The organism is Arthrobacter sp. 01N444 (assembly GCF_056399305.1).
The window spans coordinates 1-18,995 of the sequence record NZ_JBFTRB010000029.1 but is presented as its reverse complement, the minus strand read 5'-3'; the positions used below and the strand labels follow the sequence as shown (position 1 = coordinate 18,995).

The 18,995-nt window shown below is 64.3% G+C and carries 11 protein-coding genes and 1 pseudogene; 1 reads left to right on the top strand and 11 read right to left on the bottom strand.

Annotated elements, in window-relative coordinates:
• A pseudogene (locus AC1DKN_RS20900) lies at positions 1 to 215 on the top strand (hypothetical protein); the annotation flags it as partial.
• Positions 216 to 455: 240 nt separating this feature from the next.
• On the opposite strand, the gene AC1DKN_RS20895 reads toward AC1DKN_RS20900, so the two are convergent.
• The 11 genes from AC1DKN_RS20895 to AC1DKN_RS20845 form a co-directional block, all read right to left on the bottom strand.
• Positions 456 to 758, bottom strand: coding sequence for a hypothetical protein (locus tag AC1DKN_RS20895; protein WP_476872397.1), 303 nt, complete (start codon positions 756 to 758; stop codon positions 456 to 458).
• Positions 759 to 804: 46 nt separating this feature from the next.
• Positions 805 to 1,458 carry a hypothetical protein gene (locus AC1DKN_RS20890; RefSeq protein ID WP_476872396.1) on the bottom strand — a complete coding sequence of 218 codons (654 nt, stop codon included), beginning with the start codon at positions 1,456 to 1,458 and terminating at the stop codon, positions 805 to 807.
• A 20-nt stretch (positions 1,459 to 1,478) separates the two neighbouring features.
• Positions 1,479 to 2,207 (bottom strand): hypothetical protein, encoded by a 729-nt coding sequence (locus tag AC1DKN_RS20885; RefSeq protein ID WP_476872395.1) that lies wholly within the window; start codon positions 2,205 to 2,207, stop codon positions 1,479 to 1,481.
• A gap of 278 nt (positions 2,208 to 2,485) precedes the next feature.
• Entirely contained in the window at positions 2,486 to 6,607 is a 4,122-nt protein-coding gene (locus AC1DKN_RS20880) for an eCIS core domain-containing protein (RefSeq protein ID WP_476872394.1), read from the bottom strand.
• Positions 6,607 to 6,993: a hypothetical protein gene (locus AC1DKN_RS20875; protein ID WP_476872393.1), complete on the bottom strand. Its 387-nt coding sequence runs from the start codon at positions 6,991 to 6,993 to the stop codon at positions 6,607 to 6,609. The genes AC1DKN_RS20880 and AC1DKN_RS20875 overlap by 1 nt, the downstream gene beginning before the upstream one ends.
• Before the next feature lies 1 nt (position 6,994).
• Positions 6,995 to 9,118, bottom strand: coding sequence for an ATP-binding protein (locus AC1DKN_RS20870; protein WP_476872392.1), 2,124 nt, complete (start codon positions 9,116 to 9,118; stop codon positions 6,995 to 6,997).
• Complete coding sequence (locus AC1DKN_RS20865) at positions 9,115 to 10,353, bottom strand: Pvc16 family protein (protein ID WP_476872391.1); 1,239 nt, start codon at positions 10,351 to 10,353, stop codon at positions 9,115 to 9,117. Before AC1DKN_RS20865 ends, AC1DKN_RS20870 begins: the two co-directional genes overlap by 4 nt.
• A gap of 1,074 nt (positions 10,354 to 11,427) precedes the next feature.
• Positions 11,428 to 12,243: a hypothetical protein gene (locus tag AC1DKN_RS20860; protein ID WP_476872390.1), complete on the bottom strand. Its 816-nt coding sequence runs from the start codon at positions 12,241 to 12,243 to the stop codon at positions 11,428 to 11,430.
• A gap of 49 nt (positions 12,244 to 12,292) precedes the next feature.
• The gene (locus tag AC1DKN_RS20855) at positions 12,293 to 12,820 is read right to left on the bottom strand and encodes a phage tail protein (protein ID WP_476872389.1); all 528 of its coding nucleotides are present in this window, start codon (positions 12,818 to 12,820) and stop codon (positions 12,293 to 12,295) included.
• 12 nt (positions 12,821 to 12,832) lie between these two features.
• A complete protein-coding gene (locus AC1DKN_RS20850; protein WP_476872388.1) occupies positions 12,833 to 14,569 on the bottom strand; it encodes a phage tail sheath family protein in 1,737 nt (578 codons plus the stop codon).
• 80 nt (positions 14,570 to 14,649) lie between these two features.
• On the bottom strand, positions 14,650 to 17,460 hold the full coding sequence (locus AC1DKN_RS20845) for a glycosyltransferase (protein WP_476872387.1): 2,811 nt from the start codon (positions 17,458 to 17,460) through the stop codon (positions 14,650 to 14,652).
• Between the last annotated feature and the right edge of the window lie 1,535 nt (positions 17,461 to 18,995).

Genomic DNA, 18,995 nt, shown 5'->3' with positions numbered 1-18,995 from the left:
GGACCTACGCTCGGGGCGGCGTATTCGCCGAAAACGCAGAGAGGACGGCCTATGACGTCCGCGCGATGCGTGGGCCGATCAGCGCCCAGCACTACCGGGATGCCGGAATCGAGGTGCCCGAAGTTTATGGCGACCCTGTGTGGCTACTAGGAAACCATCTTTCGCATGGCCTGTTCAGTTCAGGTCTAGCGGTTGGGAAGTTCCAATTGTTTTGAATCGGCAGTTCTTCCATCAGATTCTCGTGAAAGTTTGACGTTGTACGCGCCGGCCCTTTGACGCGCCGAAGTTCTGGCGAGTCAGCCCTGCGGAGCCAGATCATAGCCGAGTTCGGTCAAATGTTTGCCCAAGAGGTCATCTGTTCCTCCTTCCAGTGGACCCATCGTGTTTTCTCCGCCAAAGATTGAGGTGGTACGGAGACAGAACTCCTACGCGCTCCTCCCCCAAGACCAGCGCAGCTACGCCTCCGGTACCGGCACCCTGAGCAGCCTCCCAGGCTCTGCCGCGGCTTCCTCGGCCAATGCATGGGGGTCCATCGCGTTGTTCGCATCGCAAATGCGCCAGTACGCCTGCGAATCGCCCAATGTGCGGTGGCTGACGAGGTCGATCCGCTCCCCCTGCGCTACGGCCACCTCCGCCAGCAGCCGCATCTCCGCTCCCTGCGGAAGGAACCTGCGCCTCACGTACGACACGACGCGCCCGTCGGGCTGCTCGAGGGTCGCTATCTCGAGCAGGTAGTAGCGACTCATAAAGTCGAACACGCTTGCCTCCTTACTTAACGAGCTTGAGCCCGCCCGGCCGGGGCGGTCACGGCAGTCTCACGTTGCTTCCCGCAACCGCCGCCAGGTTGCTGGCCGTGCCCACCACGCTCATCGCCTCCTTTAGCACTTGGTGTGCGAGGAACATGTAATAGCCGGGATTTGTCATCGAAAGGTCGTTGTAGCTGAGGACCCGGAGCCCGAGGCTGACCTTTGCGCGAATCGGATTCAGCGCAGAATCGTGCGCCTCCTCAGTGATGCTGAATTCGTTGATTCGTACGGGCAGTATGCGTTTCGCACCCCAGATGAAGAGCGTCAGCGGTGCGGTCGGTGGGACGACTTCGATCATTCCTGCCGCCAGAAGGGCCGTGTTGGCAATGACGAGTGCGCTCTTCGGGTAGACGAGCATCTCGATGGCGGAGAGCTGCGGGTAGATGCCCATCGTGGCGGCGAGCAGATCGTTCTTCTCGAGCTGGTCCGTTGCATCGATCTCGATGCCGACCTTGATTGTCTCCTCAGGCGCCCCGGTGAGGCGCTGTGCCTCCGAGCGCGCACCCTCGCCGCCAGGCGCGCGGGGCTTGAGCGTTCGCGTCAGCGTGTCCGGGTTGTACTGGAACACGATCACGCTCGGGGCGGGTATGTTCGTGTCGATCCCGACGATCGCGCCCTTGAGGACGCGGGGTGAGTTTGGAAAAGTTGTCAAGGGCCTACTCCTCTGCTGATTCACGCACGGTGCCGTACCCGATTCCTACGCTGGGCCTCGTATTCTGCTTTGGCCGTTCGAAAGACCGGAGCGCCCCAACGCGCTGCAAATCCAAGCATGACCGGCTCCACCCACGAACCGGCAGTCTCGTCGCCCAGTACGTCCGAGACGGTAGCCCACGCTGTTGCCAGCGCCCCATACGCGCCGGCATAGTCTCCCTGCGCCTGTAGTGCCTCGGCTAGCTCGACCGACGCGGCAATATAGCTTAACGGCGCGACAGCTTCGAGAGCGGCGGTGCGGGCGCATCTTGCATAATCGGCTGCGGCCCGCAGTTTTTGGGCCGCGCGCGCCAGGCGCGCATGCATGATCCCAAGCTCGGCCGTCAGGTGTGGCGCCAATTGCTCGTTACTCAGCTCGGCCTCGAGCACGGCAACAGTCTGCGCCATCTCGTTGATCGCACCGGCCCGCCAGAGCAGGTCCGCCTGCTCGGTCCGGACGAAAGCGGCCACATCTCGCCCGGACGCAGCGTCCAGCAGCCAGAAAGCCTCGTCCATATCGGCATTTGCCTGCCGGATCGCCCCAGTGGCTGCAGACGACGCCGCACGGCGTCGTAACATTGCACAGAGCCACTCGGCCTTCAGACCCGCTTGGCGTGCCTCGCGCAACGCGTTTGTATATGCAGCAATGGCTGCCTCGTAGCGCTGCTGCGCGAATGCCGTTTCGCCTTGCTCGGTCAGAATTGAGACCAACAGGTGTAGATCTTGAGCGCCAGCTGCAGACGCACTGGAGAGCTGGTCACGCACTAGATCTGGCCGGCCGGCAGACCGCTGTAGGGTCTCGGCCATTTGAAGGCACCGCGCCTGATCATAACTGCGACCGGTTTGCCCATGGATCTCGGCAGCCTCCTCCAAGGCATGCGCCGCGTCGAGCCACCGACCTCGCTTCGTCAGCCCGTCCGCCGACCGCATTAGCGCATACGCCCGGTCATCCAGCCGTTCCCCTTCCTGTGCCGCTCGCCCCGGCATCATCACGTCTCCTTCACGTCGGTCACCTTGTAGCCTTGTTGTTCCAGGCTCTCTTGAGTCATCTTCAGCGCGTCAAGGCGCGCTTGGCGGTGATTCTGGGCCCAGGTTCGCAGTGACGACGCCAGACTTGCAGCCTCCGCCCGCTTTTGCTGTTCCTGACTCTCAAGAGTCTTCGCATTCCTATCTCCTTCGGTACGCAGCTTTCTGGCGTCGTCGAGGCGCGTCGTGTTCTCGTTTGTGAAGTCCTTGGTCGTCTCCTGTGCTTTCGTTAGGTTTTCCCCGGAGTCCTTGGCCCTCGTATCGGTTTGTGAGAGCGTGTTGGCATCGCCTTCAGTTTGTCTATTTCGATCCTCCTGGCCTGCTTTCTGGGAGTTGATCGTCTGGTCCACTGAATCCAGCTGCGCCAGAAACCGCTTCGAATCGGCGTTCATGTTCAGGATTCCGCGCTTGGCGTCGACCAAGACCTCTGGGCTATCGGGCAGCGAATGGGCCAGAGAGGTAAAGCGCTCGAAGCCCTTCATAGGAACGGTAATGGCTGCGAGTTTGCCGGCCTGAGCATAATAAGTTGACAGGGTATTGGAGACCTCGGTCTCTTTCTTTGTCTTGTTTTGGTTCGCCTCCGTGCGGCGGGCCACCGCCTGCTTATGTGCTTCCGTGGCGCTGATGGCTTCTGCGGTCCGTTCTCCCATTCTGGCCAATGGCTTCTCGTTGGCCTTGTGGGCGGCCTCTTGCTTGGCCATCGTTGCCGACGCGGCCTCGGCCTCGGCACGGGCGTCCAGTGTCTCCAGGATCTGGTTCTGGACATCGATGATCAACTGCGGCGTGGCTGGAGGAGCTGGATAATTCGGGTTGACATGCTCAGTGACCGGGCCGCTCTCGACACGGCCCAGCTCTGGCATCTCCTCGTTGAAAGCGAAGCCCGGCACCCCGCCGTCTACTCCTGCCTGCTCGCCCGCGTGGGCCGCAGGCGAGAGGTAGGAAAGAGAGCTGAGTCCCTCTGGACCCAATCGTGCAGGAGTAGCCTTCGCAGTGAAGGGTGGTGTAGTAGGCTGTCCGACCTGCAGGGTAGGAGCCGGCTCTGGCACGGAAATCGTTGCTGAAACAGGGGTAGACGGCGCTGCCGGAGTAACGAGACTCACCCCTGACGGATCAAGGACCTGAAGGAGGGCCTCGCGTGCGGAGATCTCCTTCGTTAGCTTCGGACTAGGGTCCTTGGCAGCTCGGCTTTTCAGATCCTTTAGGTCCGTGCGCAACTGAATTGCGATGTCCTTGTCGACGTTTCCGCTTGATTGTGATCCTTTTGCAATCTCCGTGGGTTGCCTTCGGGCATTCTTTTGCGACAGCGGATCGTTGTGAAATGGCGGACGTGTCTCTGCGTCCGGATCGAGAAATGTCGCAGCCTCGAGTGGACGGGTAGTGTCGCCACCGTGCCCTACTTCTTTATGGACTCGCTCTGGCAGGGCGGCGCCGACCTCGGCGAGATGTCCGAACTCGGGAAAGTCTGCAATCGTCAAGAAGTGGTGGAATTGGAAGTCACTTGGGAGCTTCCCAGCGCGTAGCACGTAGTTCTTCTGCTTCTCTGTCAGGTACCTCTCCGTAAGGCGCGTCAGGTTGTTGCCCTTGGATGGATCCTTCAACGCCTCCTGCAAGTCGAGCCCGAATCGTTTTCGGGCGATACTGCGCTGCGAAGCTTTCACCCGCGGGTCAACCTCTGGGCGACCAGGCAATTTTTCCCCTCGGCGCAGATACGGCTTTTGTTTTCCTGGCAAGTTCTGGTAGTCCGGCCCGACCAATCCGCCGGCTCTGGAGGTTTCTCTCAACCCCTTAACCGTCCGTGCGTGTTCAACCTTAATTAAGAGAGATCGCGTTTCTTCAACCGACACCCCGAGATGCTCAGCCAAGGCCTTGACATCCGAATCGGTCAGGTCGTTCTTCTGGGCTAATTCCTTCAGTTGCTTCCGAGTTAGTTGCCTCTCGGATTTCGCTTTTGCCTTGCCGGGCCCGATATCCATTGTGCCGCTAGGTTGCGCTTCTGCAAGTACAGGAGCACGCGGCTTGGCCGCCGCATCAGGTTCCACAGGAGCCGTGTTCGTTTCCTTCGTGGGAGCGACAGCTTCGACTGGCCCTGCCTTAGCTGCGGGTTCACCCCCTAACGCGGTTGTGCTGGGCTCCTTTGGTGCAGCTCCGGCCTCCTTCACCTCCGCCTTGACGGTCGGGCCCTCACCCGACGCGGCAGTCGGGTTCGGATGGTCGGGCACCGGAGTGGAGGGCTTCTTGGATGAAAGCTTCTTGGCGCCTTTTTCCGCCAGTCCACCACCGGCGATGCCGCCCACAAATCCGCCGACAAACCCTGTCGCGGCACCGGCCGCCTGGCCGATCGCTGCCCCTTGAGTCACCACGTCGCGAGGATCGGCCTCGGAGGTAAAGGCGTGCAGTGAGCGGAAAATTGTGATGAGTTGCTTTAGGACCAGGGCATTGATCGCGTCAAGCGCCAGCGTTGCCAAGCCGATGCCTGCCGAGATCGTCGACAGCGTGGCTGCCAGCGGGGACGCGATCCCGACGGTGAGTACGGTTATTATCCACATGGCGATCGAGATCGCCCCGATCACTCCAGCGATGACGTTCAATATCTGGGTGGCAACGTCGATAACGGTGCTGACGGATTCAATGCTATTGGCAAGCGTGTCATAGATTGAGGCACCCTTGCCAAACCGGCCGATGGCCTCTCCAGTGGCCTTCCAATCGCGTTTGCTGAGCTCGTACGCCGATAGGACGCCCCCAATAACCGCGCCAACCGCGGGCAGCGGCGTGAACTTGGCGACCTGTGTGCCCAGGCGGACCGCCGCCTTCGTGGCGAGCTTGACGGCGCCCTTTTCAATTAGCTTCTCGCCGAGTTTGATGCCCGCGCCCATGCCGGCGCCTTGAATCAGACCGGCGGCAAAGCCACTTCCCTCACCGGCCGCCTCACTGACGAACTTGGCCCGTTCTCCCGACCCGGCAGCCCCGACCTGCGCGTTTGCCGTGCCCCAGCGCTGGTGCTCGGCCAACTCTTTGTCGATGAGTGCCAGGTCGCCTGTAGCGACACCAGCAAATTCAGATGGCTGATCGACCGCAAGTTCTTCGCCTTCATGACCGATTGGTGCAGCCTGGGCCCCCGCTTTGCCTTCCGGACTGCTTTCTGTGGCGGCCTTTTGGCTGCTCTTCACCGTGCTCGTGGCCTGTTCCTCGACGGCGCCCTGGCTGGCTGTCCTGCCATCTTCCTCTGCGGCTTGGTCTGCCCTCTGTCGTTGCGGCAGGGACTCCCCCGCTAATCCAGCGTGCTTCGCCTGATCTGTTGCCGCCTGTGCGTCGCCGTCTTTGGGCGGCGGCTGAAGATTTGCCGATTCGTCCGCTGATGGGATTACCGGGTCGAACGGGATTACATCTGGTGTTACGGCCTGACGTTGAATTGCCGGTGCGGGGGCGTCCTGCGTGCTGGCTTGTTGCACCGAGTGCGCCAGTTCGTGGGCCATCAAGTGTTGGCCCTCAACGCTGCCTGGCCGGAAATACCCTGCGCCGAAATAGATGTCCTGGCCGTGGGTGAACGCCTGCGCGCCCAGCGAGGCCGCGGCCGCCGCGGAAGCCGGCCCGGCATGGACCCGCACTGAGCCGAAGTCGTGCCCGAGGCGGTCCTCGTAGAAGCTGCGCTGTTCGGCGGGCAACGGCCGCGCCTCGGCGCCCGCGCGTTTTATTTGGCGCTCTAACCCGGGGGTAGCTGCAGGGACACGGCTCTGAACCGCGGCCGCCTGGAAGCGTCCGGCGGGGTGCCGGGCGGGCATTAGCTCGCCGCGTGCCGTATCCGCGTTGACTGCCATCGCCCGATCCGCCGCAGCTTTGGCTTCGACCTCGTAGCAGTCATCGGGCCGGCCAACGACCGGGTGGTTCCGGGCCTCGGCACGGTGCACGTGCACGCGGCCAAACGCATGCCCCGCCGTGTCGCGCCCAGAGTCAGGCGGAACGGGCGGCGACCAGCCGCGCGAGCGTCCCGTCGCGGGCGTGAACTCGCGGCCGCCCCGCTGCTCAGGCCGCGTTTCGAGCGCCCGGACGGGACCCGCTGCGTTCTGCATCTGCGGCTCGGTACTCATCAGCGTTTTCCCTCAGACTGCGCGGTCGATGGCGTCGAGGCGGGCCCGGGGCCGCGAGCGTCGCCCTCGGGACCGCCTCCCAATCCCTGGTGAATGGCCTGCGCTATTTGTGACCCGATCGCCTGCGGGGGGGCGTCGTGTGGCACGTCGAACGCGCCTGCATCCAGGCGGTAGAGGACGGCATCTCCGCCGCCCGCTAAACGGTGTAGCCACGGAGCGGGCGCGTTGCCCCCGCGAAACAGGCGCGCCAGCTCGCGCTCCACCGTGGCGGCGATTTCGTAGCGGTCCGCGGCGGTGAAGCCGTGCAAAACCAGCTCGTCGATGTGCAGGTCCAGGCCCGGGGCTCCGGCGCGGGCTGCGGGCTTTTTTGGCGGAACTGCGGTCATCTCACACCCACCCCGCGATCTCAGCATCGGTCAGCGGCCGCTCCAGCTTGGCGTATTCCGCCCGCGCTGCGTGCAACAAATGCGCCATGGTGACCGGCCGCTCCTCGTCCGCGGCGAGGAACGCCGTGCCCATCGCAATGTTCCGGATATTGCCGCCAGCCACGTTCAGCCGCGCGAGTCTGTCCACATCCAACCCTTCGGTCGGTGTGGGCGAGGGGAAAATGCGCCGCCAGATTTCCGCGCGCTCCGCCATGTCGGGGAAGGGGAACTGCACCACGAAGCGGATGCGCCGTGCAAAGGCAGGGTCGAGCGCCTGCTTCATATTGGTCGTCAGGATCGCCAGCCCCCTGTAGCCTTCCATCCGCTGGAGCAAGTAACTGACCTCGATATTGGCGTAGCGGTCGTGGCTGTCCTTCACCTCGCTGCGCTTCCCGAACAGCGAGTCTGCCTCGTCGAACAGGAGCACCGCACCCGCCGTCTCTGCAGCGTCGAACACCCTCCGAAGGTTCTTTTCGGTCTCGCCGATGTACTTGCTCACCACCTGGCTCAGGTCGATGCGGTAGAGGTCAAGGTGCAACTCATTCGCCAGGATCTCGCCGGCCAGGGTCTTGCCCGTTCCGCTCGGACCGGCGAACAATGCGCTGATCCCGAGGCCCCGACTGCTCTTGGCCGCGAAACCCCACCGATCGTAAACCTGCACGCGCTGCCGGACATGGGTCACGATCTCCTGCAGGATCTGTTTCTGCGGCGCGGGCAGAACGAGGTCGTCCCACGTCGCATTGGTCTCGTTGCGCTGTGCCAAGTCGTCGAGCCGGGCGCGGGCTTGCCCCCTGCACGTGTCCCACAACAACTTGGCCGCGGCTTCGGAGCCGTGGTCCGCTTCGCGGGTGGCGAACGAATTCGCTGCTGCGGCCGCGCTGGCGATGGCGGCATAACCCATGTTGAACTGGTTCACCAGCCGGTCGATCTGCTCGTGCAGCTCACGCTCGACTGCCAAGCCGTGGTCGTTCGAAGTCCGTGCCTTCAGCTGCTCGGCCAGGGGCGCGAGGGACTGGCGCCAGAGGGCGGCCTGTTCGCTTCCAGTCGGCTTGCGGATGTCGAAGCGCGGGAGCGTGCGTCCTGGCAGACGTAAGGGCTCGCGCCCGGCCAGCAACAGTACGCCTTGGCTCCGGTCGACAAAGGCCGCGACCGCACCGGCCGTTCCGGCCCCGTCCGTGTCGTCGATCGTGACTAGGAGGCCGCACCCCGTCAGTGCGGCCTCGCGCTCCCAGATCCTCAGGAACTGCTCACGCTCGGCGGCATTGGCAGGGATATCGCGACCGCGCACAAGACGAAGGTTCAACCCCTGAAGCGCACATGCGGCGGCGGCCGCATCTACCAGGCCCGCGTCTTCCTCTCCGACCAGTTGCACCGTGGGCCACGGCCCGTCGCCGGACGCGGACCACAGCGCGTCGATCCGTTTGGCCGGCTCGCGGAGCCCGACGGGAAACTCGACCGTGACGCGATAGGGACGCGTAACGCCGAGAAGCCGCTCATCCGTGTAGCCCACGCCGGCCAGGTAGTGGAGAATGCGTTCGTCGATGCGCAACGGGGCCGTCACCAGCGCGTCGCCTGGTCCCAACTCGATCATCTTCCAATAGCGGAGTGGCGCGGCGGGCGTCAGTGCGCTCCAATGGGCGCCGGGCAGGACGGCAAGGGACAGGCTGAAGGTGACCCCCGGGCGCCCGCCCGCCTCGCGGCAGAGCGCGGCGAGGCCCGCGTCCAACTCGACGCCCGCGCACAGGAGCAGCAGGTCGGTCTCGAACTGCGAGAGCCTAAAGAGCGAGGCCAGGCGCTCCACAGCGGGCGGATCGGGCGATTCTTCGGCCAAGGTCGGTGCGAGCGCGCTGGTCTCACCCATGCTCGTGTCGAGTGAGTCCCCGTCGATCGAGCTCGTTGCGGGTGCACCCTCGAGCGCTCCCGATTCGTCGGTCTCGGCCGCTCTGCGTCGATCCGGGCTCGCTTCCGCCTCCGTCGCCGGGACCCGGCCGAGATGACGTTCCAGCGCGGCGCGCACGCGATCCAGCTCCGCCATCAAGTGGTCCTGGTTCTGCGCGGTCCAGTCGCTCTCAAAGGCCATGCTCATGGGATCCTCCCGACGGGCGCAACGGGCGCCCCGTTCTGATCCAGCGTCAACTGGCTGTCCGCACCGTCGATTCGCACACGGAACAGGTAGTCGCCTGCGGTCACGCCGCTGATGTTGAACGTGAGTTGCAAGGTATCCGCGGTTCTGTCCTCGGCCCTGAACGTGTAGGCGACGCCCTGGGCAGTCAGCATCTCGAGCAGGGCCGTCTGTCGTGGCAGCACGGCGGGCGAGACGTCGACCCGGAGCGTGGCCGACCTCGGCGTCAGGCCTGTGCCTTGAACATTCGAGATTGCGATGTCGTAGTTGTTGTTCGTCCGGGTGATGACGGGCTGGAGAACGAAGCTTCCCGGGTTCGATCCAAAGGCCATGTGCTCCACACCCGGCGCACCTATCGACACGCCGTGACGCACCTGGACGCCGTGCGGCCCTGCCGCAAGGGTGGCTGGCAGCGTGAGCGCAATGCGGTCCCCGCGCACCTCTGTTGTGGGAACTGCCGCGCCGTCGATCTCCACGCGCGTCACTGCCTCCCGCAGATTCAGACCCTCGATCACCACCGCAGCGCCTGGCGTGATCGGGCCAGTCTCGCCGGTTTGCGTCACCACGCCCCGGATGTACGGCCGGCGCAGCGGGACCGTGGCGAAAGCGAAGTCGCGAACGGGCAGCGCGGGCTGCGGAGTAACCCGGCGTTCCACGAGCACGACCGAAGCCCGGTAGGTTACCGACAGGGTGTACCTGACCTGGAGGAAGACTGACCACAGCCGCGAGAGTTCCTCCAGCGTCATGCCGAGCGGCGTAAACCTGACGAGATCGACCTGCTCCGCAAGATCCGAGTTTGTCAGGAATGCGTTGTTGGCCACGGCGGAATCGATCTCGGACCTGGGCAAGATCGGCTGCGAGTGGAGGAAAGCCACCGTGCTGCCCAGCAGCCGCTGCGCCTCGAGTGTCTCCTCGGCGCCATAGAAGCTCAGCAGGTAGTGCAGGTCGAGCGCCGCCACGGGCCGCTGCGCCAGTTGGCCGTCCTGCCGGCGGCTGGGAAGGTCCTCGTTGCGCCATTGTGGATTCGGATTTACCTGGTACAGGAAAATGTTGGTGCCATGGTCGGGTGTTGCGGCGCCCTGCCCTTCGCCCGGGCGGACGGCCGTAACCGTTGCGCCCGAGACGTCGGCCTGGAGCGCGGTCTGCAGCACGCGCCGCAGCGTGGCGGTGACGGTCGCCACGGCACTAAAATTGCTCATGAGCCCCCCTCGCGCTGCCTGAGGTAATCGTCCAACGTCGTTGAGGGACCGGGCAACGGTCGCGACACCGGCGCGGACGTAGCGGGGGGAGCCGGATAGACCGCCCGCACTTCAACGCGCCCGATGGTGACCTGTACCCTCGGTACGTCGGGCGCAGGGGATCCCTCGGCCCTTGCCGCCGCGCGAGAAATTCCGCGCGGCCGGGTGTCCCCTTTCGGACGCTCCCCAGCCCCCGTCCCATCTGCGCTGGCTTCGAAGCGCGGACGGATTCCCGGGCTTGCTGCCAACTGGTCGATCCCGCGCGGTCCAGTATCCGGGCGCAAGGTGCCGTCGTGGCGGGGATCGAGGCGCGGGGCGATATTCGTGCCCTGGGTGCCCCCGATCGCATTGGGGTCACCGCCCTTGGCTCCGGCGACCCCGGCATGGTCCGTCCGTGCCCGTCCTTCTCGCGGGCCTGTAGCCTCGCCTTCATGCGCTAGCCTGGCGAGCACCCGTTTTGCGGCTCGATCTGTCACTCGCTCCGTGAAGGCGCCCTCAGAGCCAGACGATCGGCGCGGTTCATCGACTCCCTGCCCAACCTGCGTGCGCTCGGGCACTGTTGACCCTCGATCGCCTTTGTTCTCCGGCGTTCGGGATTCGCCCTCGGATGTGTCGCGGCTCTTGCCCCATTCTGGACCGGTCAGCTTATGGGCTCGCGAAACGGTCGGCCTGTCGGCCAACGGGGCGTCAGCTGCCACTTGGCCCTGCTCGGCGCCCGCGTCCGAGTGTACGCGGCCGCGGCTTTCACGCTGCGCCTCCGAGTCCCACCCCGCTTCGGCCTCGAGCGAAGGCGCCGCGGCGCTTGCTTCGTCCGCCGGTGAGCGTTCGTAGCGCGTCGGCAACCGCGGCCGGACGCCGCTTGTGCCAGCACCGGCTCCGACTTCGTCCGGTCGCCCGCGGGGCGGGCTTGCCCCCGGACCGCTGCCGTCGCTTCGCGTCGCACCGGACAGTTCGCGCGCACTGGGCTCCCCCGCAGCGGGTGCTCTAACGGTTCTCTCGACCAGTCGCCCAAGAAAGCTGCTCATTGGCACACACTCACTCGCTGATCAGGTCCAGGTAGTGCCGCCGCCGCGACGCGCTGAGGGCCAGGATGTCTCGTTCGCTCCAGCCATAGGCGGCCGCAAGGACGTGAACCTCCCTTAACACCCCGGCGGCCCACGCATCGATCTCTCGCCAAAAAAAGCCCACGATGTCGAACTGCGACTGCCAGCGCATGCCACACGTCGGACAGTTCAGCGCCAGCTCGATCTCCGCCTGCGGATCGCACTCGGCCGCCGTTCGCCCCAGCGCTGCTTCCAGGGCTTCCCACGCCTGTCCCGCCGCATCGAGTGCCCCCGACCCTTGCCCGGCGTCCGGCCCAGCGGTAGCGCCTTCCCCGAGCCGTTCGGCGCCGACCACGCATCGCCTCAACAACCAGTGCCCAGCTGCATCGTGTCCGTTTCGTCCAAGTTCTGCAAGGTCGCCGGCCGTGGGCAGCCGGTACCGGATCTTGTACCCCTCTGCCTCGAGCACGAAGACCCGTTCTTTGCTTCGCTCGTCAGGCACGGGCAAAACGTCCGCTCCATCCAAGCCTGACTGAACGATGCTCGAGACGGGAAAATCCATCTCCAGCGACTCGCCGCATTGCGGGCAGTCGACCAACGCCGAGAGGCTGGGCCCAAAGAGACGCTCGCGCAGGGCGAGCAGGGCCGCGTCGCGCTGGCCCACCGCCCAGCAGGCCAGCGTTTCACGTGTCGCGGGTGACTCCGCCACCTCCAGCAGATGCAGGCCCCGCTCGCCGGGGGATGCGTGTCGTCCTAGCTCCCAGGCGTCAAGCAGCGCGGCCGCAGACACGCTCTTAGGCGTCCTCATACCCCCACCTCACCTTCAGACAACACATTCCCGGACGGTCAAACTTGACTCATCCCGCAGGCTCGATGAACGTCGGCTCGCTCGGCTCTACGACCTCGTAATCGCGTTCCCAGCCCTCGGACTCCAGCTTGATGTTCTGAATCAGGACGGCATTTGCGTTCGCGTCGAGGTCGGCTTCGGCCTGGAACTCTGACACCCAGCATCTGTAGACCTTGTATGCCAGCGCCAGCTGCCCGGCCTCGTTGTACACCTCGATGATGACGTCTTTGCGGAAATCCTTGAGCGAAACCTCAGCGCCCAGCCCGTTGCCGAAGTTCCATACCTTGTTTGCCCACCGCTCGAACTCCACGTCGTGCGTTACGCCGCGTTCAAGCGTGATCGCCTCGTACTCGGTCCGGCCGGGCGACTTGCGGCTGCTCGACGGGTCTCCACCCTCGCGGTGGCGCACCACTTCTGTGGTGCGCTTGAGCGCGCTGACCTTGCTCACCCCTGCCACGAAGCGGCCGTCCCACTTCACGCGGAACTTGAAGTTCTTGTACGGATCAAAGCGCGTCGGATTGACCGAAAACTGAGCCATGCGTCATGCCTCCTAAACCTGTACCTGGCCAGCCATCTGCTGGAGCTGGATGATCACGAACTCCGCGGGCTTGAGCGGCGCGAAGCCGACGATGATGTTGACGATGCCCAGGTTCACGTCCGCCTGCGTAGTCGTCTCGCTGTCGCACTTCACCAGGTACGCCGCGCGCGGTGTCGTCCCCGCAAACGCGCCCTGCCGGAACAGCCCCTGCATGAATGAGCCGACATTCAACCGGATCTGCGCCCACAGCGGCTCGTCGTTGGGCTCGAAGACCACCCATTTCAGGCCCTGGTACAAGCTTTCCTCGATGAACAGCGCAGTCCGCCGCACCGGCACATACTTCCACTCGCTTCCCTGCTGGTCCGAGCCCTCCAACGTCCGCGCGCCCCACACCACGTTCCCGTAGATCGGGAAGCTGCGCAGCACGTTCACGCCGATCGGGTTCAGGCTGCCCGTCTCCAGATCCGTGAGCTTGACAGGCAGCGACGCGTTGCGCAGGCCCGCATCAATCCCCGCAGGCGCTTTCCACACGCCGCGCTCCGCGTCGGTACGCGCGTAGATCCCCGCGATCGTCCCGCTTGGGCCGACCGAGCGCAGCTCGTTCCCCCGCAAAGGATCAGGGACCTGCAGCCGAGGGAAGTAGACCGCCCCGTAGTTTGTCTGCGGCTTTTCGCTCCCACTGGCCCATGTCACCATCTGGGAGAGCGCCTTGGCGCTTTCCGGAATGTCCACCAACAGAAAGGCCCGCTTGTCCTCGCACAGGGCGGCGGCGGCGGCCCACACGGTCTGCATGCTGGTCTTGTTCAGGTTGGCAGCCGCCGGTATACAGAGCAGGTTGAACACATTTGGCGCAATCCGTTCCAACTCGTAGATCCCCCGATTGAGTGCCTCGGATCCAGGGGCACTGTTCAGGCCAAGCAGCGCCGCTGCGCCCGACGAATCCCGCCACTTATCCTCGTCTGGCATCGTCCCGTTTTTGCCTTTGTTAGATTTAACTTCGCCCCACGCGGCCTGCGCCGGATGGACTTCATCCCCCTCCTGGTATCCGCCCTGGCCCAGGCTGAGCCAGTACGCCCGGCCCGGGTCGCCCACGATGTCGCTGCCGGTCGGGCTGGGCAGAGCGCCACCACCGGTGTACGTTACTTCGACAAGACGGGAGTCCCTGTTAACCACTGTCTCGACAAAGCGCGAGCTCGTCGCATCTTTGTTCAGGTTGCGGAATGTCTCCGAACCCACGACCACGCGCTTGCCGCCGACCAGTGCAACCTCGCGCACGACCATGTTGAATGCGGTTGGCGAGCCCTTAGTGAGCGGCACGCCCTTATAATCGATAGCCACCTGCAGGTTGTTGGCCCAGTCGCCTTCGCTGCTCGCCGTCAGCGTGAGGATGTCGCGGCCTGTACCCCCACCCGACGCGCCGACGCCTGACATGCCGGAATAGACCTGCGCGCCCGACAGGACGCGCTCGGCGGGTTCGGCATTCGCCGCGGCCACCCGGACGATCCAGGCAACCCGGCCGCCGTTCAGATAATACTGCTGGATGGCGTAGCTGGCTTCGCTGTTCAGGTCGAGGCCGCCGAATTCGCGCTCGAAGTCCGACCAGCTCGTAATTCTGACTGCCTGGTCAATCGGACCGCGAGGGAAGTAGTCGACAAACGCAGTGTCGGATGTACTGGCCCCGGCAATTGGCCGTACGCCGCTCGGGATCTCCTGAACATAGACCCCTGGATACAGATATGGTCCGGGCATGGACCCCTCCTAAGGAAGTAAACATCAAAATCGTCGTTGAATCGTCCCGTTGCGCCAGGCACCGCCGTGCACATGACTTCTCATGCCATCACCGTTCGCCAGAGGGCCAGGTGATGCGCTGCGATCTGTTGCCAGCTGAGCTCAGCACAGTAAGCCTGCGCGGCGCCGGCAAGCTCCGCTCGCCGCGCCGGGCTATCGAGAACCTCTTGCAGGCCCGCGGGCAGGATTTTCGGCCGGTATACCGGATCAACGGTCGCGGTGAAGAGCGTTGAGCGCAGGTCCCTGCCACCCGTCCGTCCGACGCGCGAGCCTGGTTCGCACGCGTCGGTCGAGCCGTGCGCACGGGCCGGGGCGCTTCGATCGATCGCCACAACGGGCAGGCCGCTGGCAAGTGCGATGCTCTCCAGTTGGCCCGTCGCGCCGGCATCACGGATGCACAGGACGACATCGGCTCTCGAATTGAGCCACGCGACCAGCGCTTCGCCGTCGTCCGCCAAGGCGGACGACGGCAGGGGCACCGCGAGCCATGACGCGTTCAGGCTATTTGCCAGTTCGCTCATCTCAGTGTGCACATCAGCGCTGGCTTGAGGGGCGATGACGGCGATTACCCGCCCGCCACGGCTGCGATCCGACGGCCGCCACCTGGGGCACCCGGGGGGAAGGATCTCGACCCGCTTGAATGGCCAGAGCCCGCTCAGCCCCAACGCCGTTTCTGCGTCGAGCGCAACCAGCACGTCGGCCAATTGTTCCCATGCGTGCGCCCGGCCGTCTGTGCTCCGGCCGTGTTCGGTGATGATGACGGCCATGCCGTTCTGCCTGGCCGCCTGGACCTGCTGCGTCAGCGCCTCGTCGGCGACCGATCCCGGCGATACGTGTACATGGAGGATCGGGCTGCGCCAAGCTGACCCACTCGCGAGGGACGCTGCCGCCATGGGAGGACTCGCGTAGAACCGCGCCTGAGAGACGTTTCGCGCGACATTCTGAGCATAGTGTTCCACGGCTCGGCCGTAGGAGTCCTCCAGCCGGACGGCGGAGGCGCCGTCCTCTACCTCACCCCCGACAGCCGCCCAGAGGGCGTAAGTCCTCCGCAGGGGACTAGGCGTTCGCGCATGGCGCTCGATGGCGGCCAGCGTGGCTGGCCCCATCTCCCAGACGTTGCGGTTGGCGTGCGCCCATGCCGACGCGCGGCGGCCCATTTCTCGGGCCTCTGCCCGGTGGTGCGCGACCCAGCGCAACTGCCGCGCGGCATCCTCGACGTCGGGCAGGGCGCGCACACCGGCCGGGCCGAATGCGGGGGAATCCACCTGCTCCCAACTGGCCACCTTCACCGGCAGCACGAGCATGCGCTCGTCCCGTTCCACGGCTCCTTGATTGTTTACCGAGCCAGCCGCCCGCACTGCGACGACGTCGGCCTGCGCCTCGGCGTCCAAGGCCACCACGGGCAGCCCGGTAGCCATCCCCTCGATGACCGGTAGCCCGAACCCCTCATTCCCAAGCGCCAGCAGGATATCGGCCTGGCGATACCAGTGGAGGATGCCCCGCGTCGTCTCATTGCAGTCGACCACCTGGATGCGGGGATCCTCGGCCGCGAAGCGCTCGATCTGGAAGCGTGCCTTCAGGATGAGGCGAGCATCCGGATCATCCGCGAATGCCATCTGCCACGCCGCAACGGCCTGCTGGTAGTTCTTGCGGGGGGCCAGCACGCCGACGATCAAAGTGGTCACGCCTTTTCGCTCTGGCCGGTCCACGTATGGATACACATCGGGATCGATGCCCTCGTAAGCCACCTCGACAGGTACGCGCACGCCGGAATCCCGGAAAACCCGAGCGGCGAAATCTGACGGGACGATCACTGCGCGCGCCTTGTTCAGCCGGCTGGGCCAGTCCCTGGGTAACTGGCTCGTCTCCCATACCGTCTTGATGAACAAGTCCTGCGCTGATCCGAAGCGGGCCAGGTCCTCGCCCCACCAGGCATGCGCCAGCACCACTCCCTGGGGGTCTGGCCGAGACCGCTTGAGCAACTCCTGAAACTCAGGCGAGGCAGCGGCAGCATCGATGTGGAATGGGGCCACGTGTACCTCCGCCCCTGCGCGCTCCATGCCCAGGGCCAGGTACTCGGCCATGCTCCCGTAGCCGTCGTAGACCATAAAAGTGGCAGCCAGAGTAATGGGCACCACTTCCGTGTGCCGCATGCCCCGGGCCGACCGGCTGGCAGCCCGCCGGGCAGAGGGTCGCTTACCCTCTGCAGCGGAGTAGAAAGAAAGGTCCGGCCCAAGGACCCGCTCCAGTTCAGCGAAGTCGCGCGGCTCCCAGCACGGATTGGCAGGATTCACAGAGCCGGTGTTGCTTCCATGTAGGATGACGGCTGCGAACTGCGGGTCCTCTTGGACGATAAACCCGTCGCCCCGCGTGAGGTGGACGAACTGGGAACCACCGGGCCGCTCGGCGTCAGGGAAGCGGTGCGCTTCCCAGTAATCGCGGCGATAGACCAGGGTGCCCGGTTGAAGTGATGAAGACCTGCCCTCGGAGCAGTGCTGCCAGAGCCGCCCGGTGAGGGGCTGGTAGTGCAGCATCCCCGCGAGGCCGGTGGCCCGCGCTCCATATTCCTTCAGATAACGAAGCTGCGCCGTCAGGCGGTTGGGGCTATACCAAGCATCGTCGTCCCAATGAACAATGAACTCACCCTCAGCAACCTCGCAGCCGAGGGTGAATTTGCTGCCCGCTGCGGCCGGCCCATTCCGAATGTATCGGATGCGTGAATCGCAGGGGATTAAGTCCTCGACGGTGTCTACACCGTCATCAACAACGATCAGCTCTCTTGATGGGTAGTCCTGCCGGAGAAAGTACCAGATAGCCTGGCTCACGAAGCGGCGCCGGTCGCGTGTCGGCATGATGCAACTCAAGGTAGGCTGAGCGGACATCTTTGTGCGCCTTCGGTTTAGTCGATGAATGCTGCTGGTTTAGCGGGCGTAATGAGAATTACTCAGAAGAAATCTTGCGTTTATCGCCTTGCTAATAAACGCCGTGATGTGCGTGCGGCTAAGCGCGCAGGCTTCCGTGCGAATTTATGAGTAATCGTGCGATCTGGGTCTCCCGTCTAGTCAAGCCAGCTTCTCAGAATGTCGTGTGCCTCTTTTAGGAGATGAGTTGCCGCACCTCCCGCTAGGGCGAAAGCGGCGCCTTGGCCTTGTTCACCACCAAACGTCCAGAGCCACCATCCGATCGCTAGAACAGAGGCAGTTGTGACGAGCACTAAGGCTGGCGCGCCGTATTTCTGCAACGCTGGTGCCGAAAGCTTGGGAACGGGATCGTTTGGTGGAATCGGACTACCTCCTCGACCTAAACAATGATTATCCGCATCATAGGAAGCGATGCGTTACTGGCGCGTTATCGGATCAAGTAGGCCCGATGCGACTCTCTGGAACATGAAACTGCACGCTTTGGGACAGATGACACAGCTTGTTGTAACTCCCACGGAGGTTGTGAACGCGCTGGGTGGGTGAGTGGCCTTTGATGCCGCCGTGGGGTCGAGTGATTGTAGTCGCCTCCGATGCCAACGTCGTCGTCGTTTTGAACAAGATCATCCGGCACTAACACGCCCGCGTCATCCGCGATGACGGCTGAGATCACCCGCGGCCCAACAGTCGGGTCCGTCCCCTCACGATAAGGCCGTTCACCTGTGACAGATGCTCAAGAACAGCCAGCAGACACCGGGCCAGCCGACCCAAGGGCAGGATCTGCAGCCATGCGCAGCCACGGCCCCTTGCCCTGGCTGCGGCACGGACTGCATGCGCCACGGACGGTCCCCGATTTCGGCAACAAACCCAAGGTCGACACCCTGCCCTACCGGTCACCGCCACGCTTTTGCTGCTCTTCGCCCAGCCCATCGTGAACATCGCTGTCGTAAAAAGCACCGACGTGAGCATCCCGCCAAGCGGCCACCGTAGCTGCCTGAGCGAAGGAGACCCCGCGCCTGTCCCGGAGCCCTTCGCAATGCTGCTCAAACAACACCGCCCAGAGCCGGACGCGCTTCGGGAGCATTTCCCACGTGTGGCGTGCACCCCATGTCGCGAGCCTATTGCCCGGCCCCTGTGGATCATCACGGAAAATTTGATGGAGTCGTCGGCGACCAAAGTTTACGTTCCCGAAGACAATGGATACGATCCCGTCGCGGTCTCTAGCATAACGCGCGGCTTCAACGACAATTTCGCTTGAGGTCACCGGGAAAAAATGCTACGAAGGTTGGGCGTGAGTAGCTATTGGTTAGGCCCTGCGCATCGCGGACCGGGCGCACGTACTCAGGGCGGCCATGCTCGGGCTGGACGACGTAGAACCTAAGTCATCGGCCGTGCCTTCAACCCGAAAGTCATTCATGTCGGTCAACCGCAAAGTGTCGGCAGAGGAACTCGCGGAGCAACCGGCTCTG

Excerpts from the sequence above, each read along its gene's own strand:
- AC1DKN_RS20880 (WP_476872394.1), bottom strand. The coding sequence starts at position 6,607 with ATGAGTACCGAGCCGCAGATGCAGAACGCAGCGGGTCCCGTCCGGGCG.
- AC1DKN_RS20875 (WP_476872393.1), bottom strand. The coding sequence starts at position 6,993 with ATGACCGCAGTTCCGCCAAAAAAGCCCGCAGCCCGCGCCGGAGCCCCG.
- AC1DKN_RS20870 (WP_476872392.1), bottom strand. The coding sequence starts at position 9,118 with ATGAGCATGGCCTTTGAGAGCGACTGGACCGCGCAGAACCAGGACCAC.
- AC1DKN_RS20865 (WP_476872391.1), bottom strand. The coding sequence starts at position 10,353 with ATGAGCAATTTTAGTGCCGTGGCGACCGTCACCGCCACGCTGCGGCGC.
- AC1DKN_RS20860 (WP_476872390.1), bottom strand. The coding sequence starts at position 12,243 with ATGAGGACGCCTAAGAGCGTGTCTGCGGCCGCGCTGCTTGACGCCTGG.
- AC1DKN_RS20855 (WP_476872389.1), bottom strand. The coding sequence starts at position 12,820 with ATGGCTCAGTTTTCGGTCAATCCGACGCGCTTTGATCCGTACAAGAAC.
- AC1DKN_RS20850 (WP_476872388.1), bottom strand. The coding sequence starts at position 14,569 with ATGCCCGGACCATATCTGTATCCAGGGGTCTATGTTCAGGAGATCCCG.
- AC1DKN_RS20845 (WP_476872387.1), bottom strand. The coding sequence starts at position 17,460 with ATGCCGACACGCGACCGGCGCCGCTTCGTGAGCCAGGCTATCTGGTAC.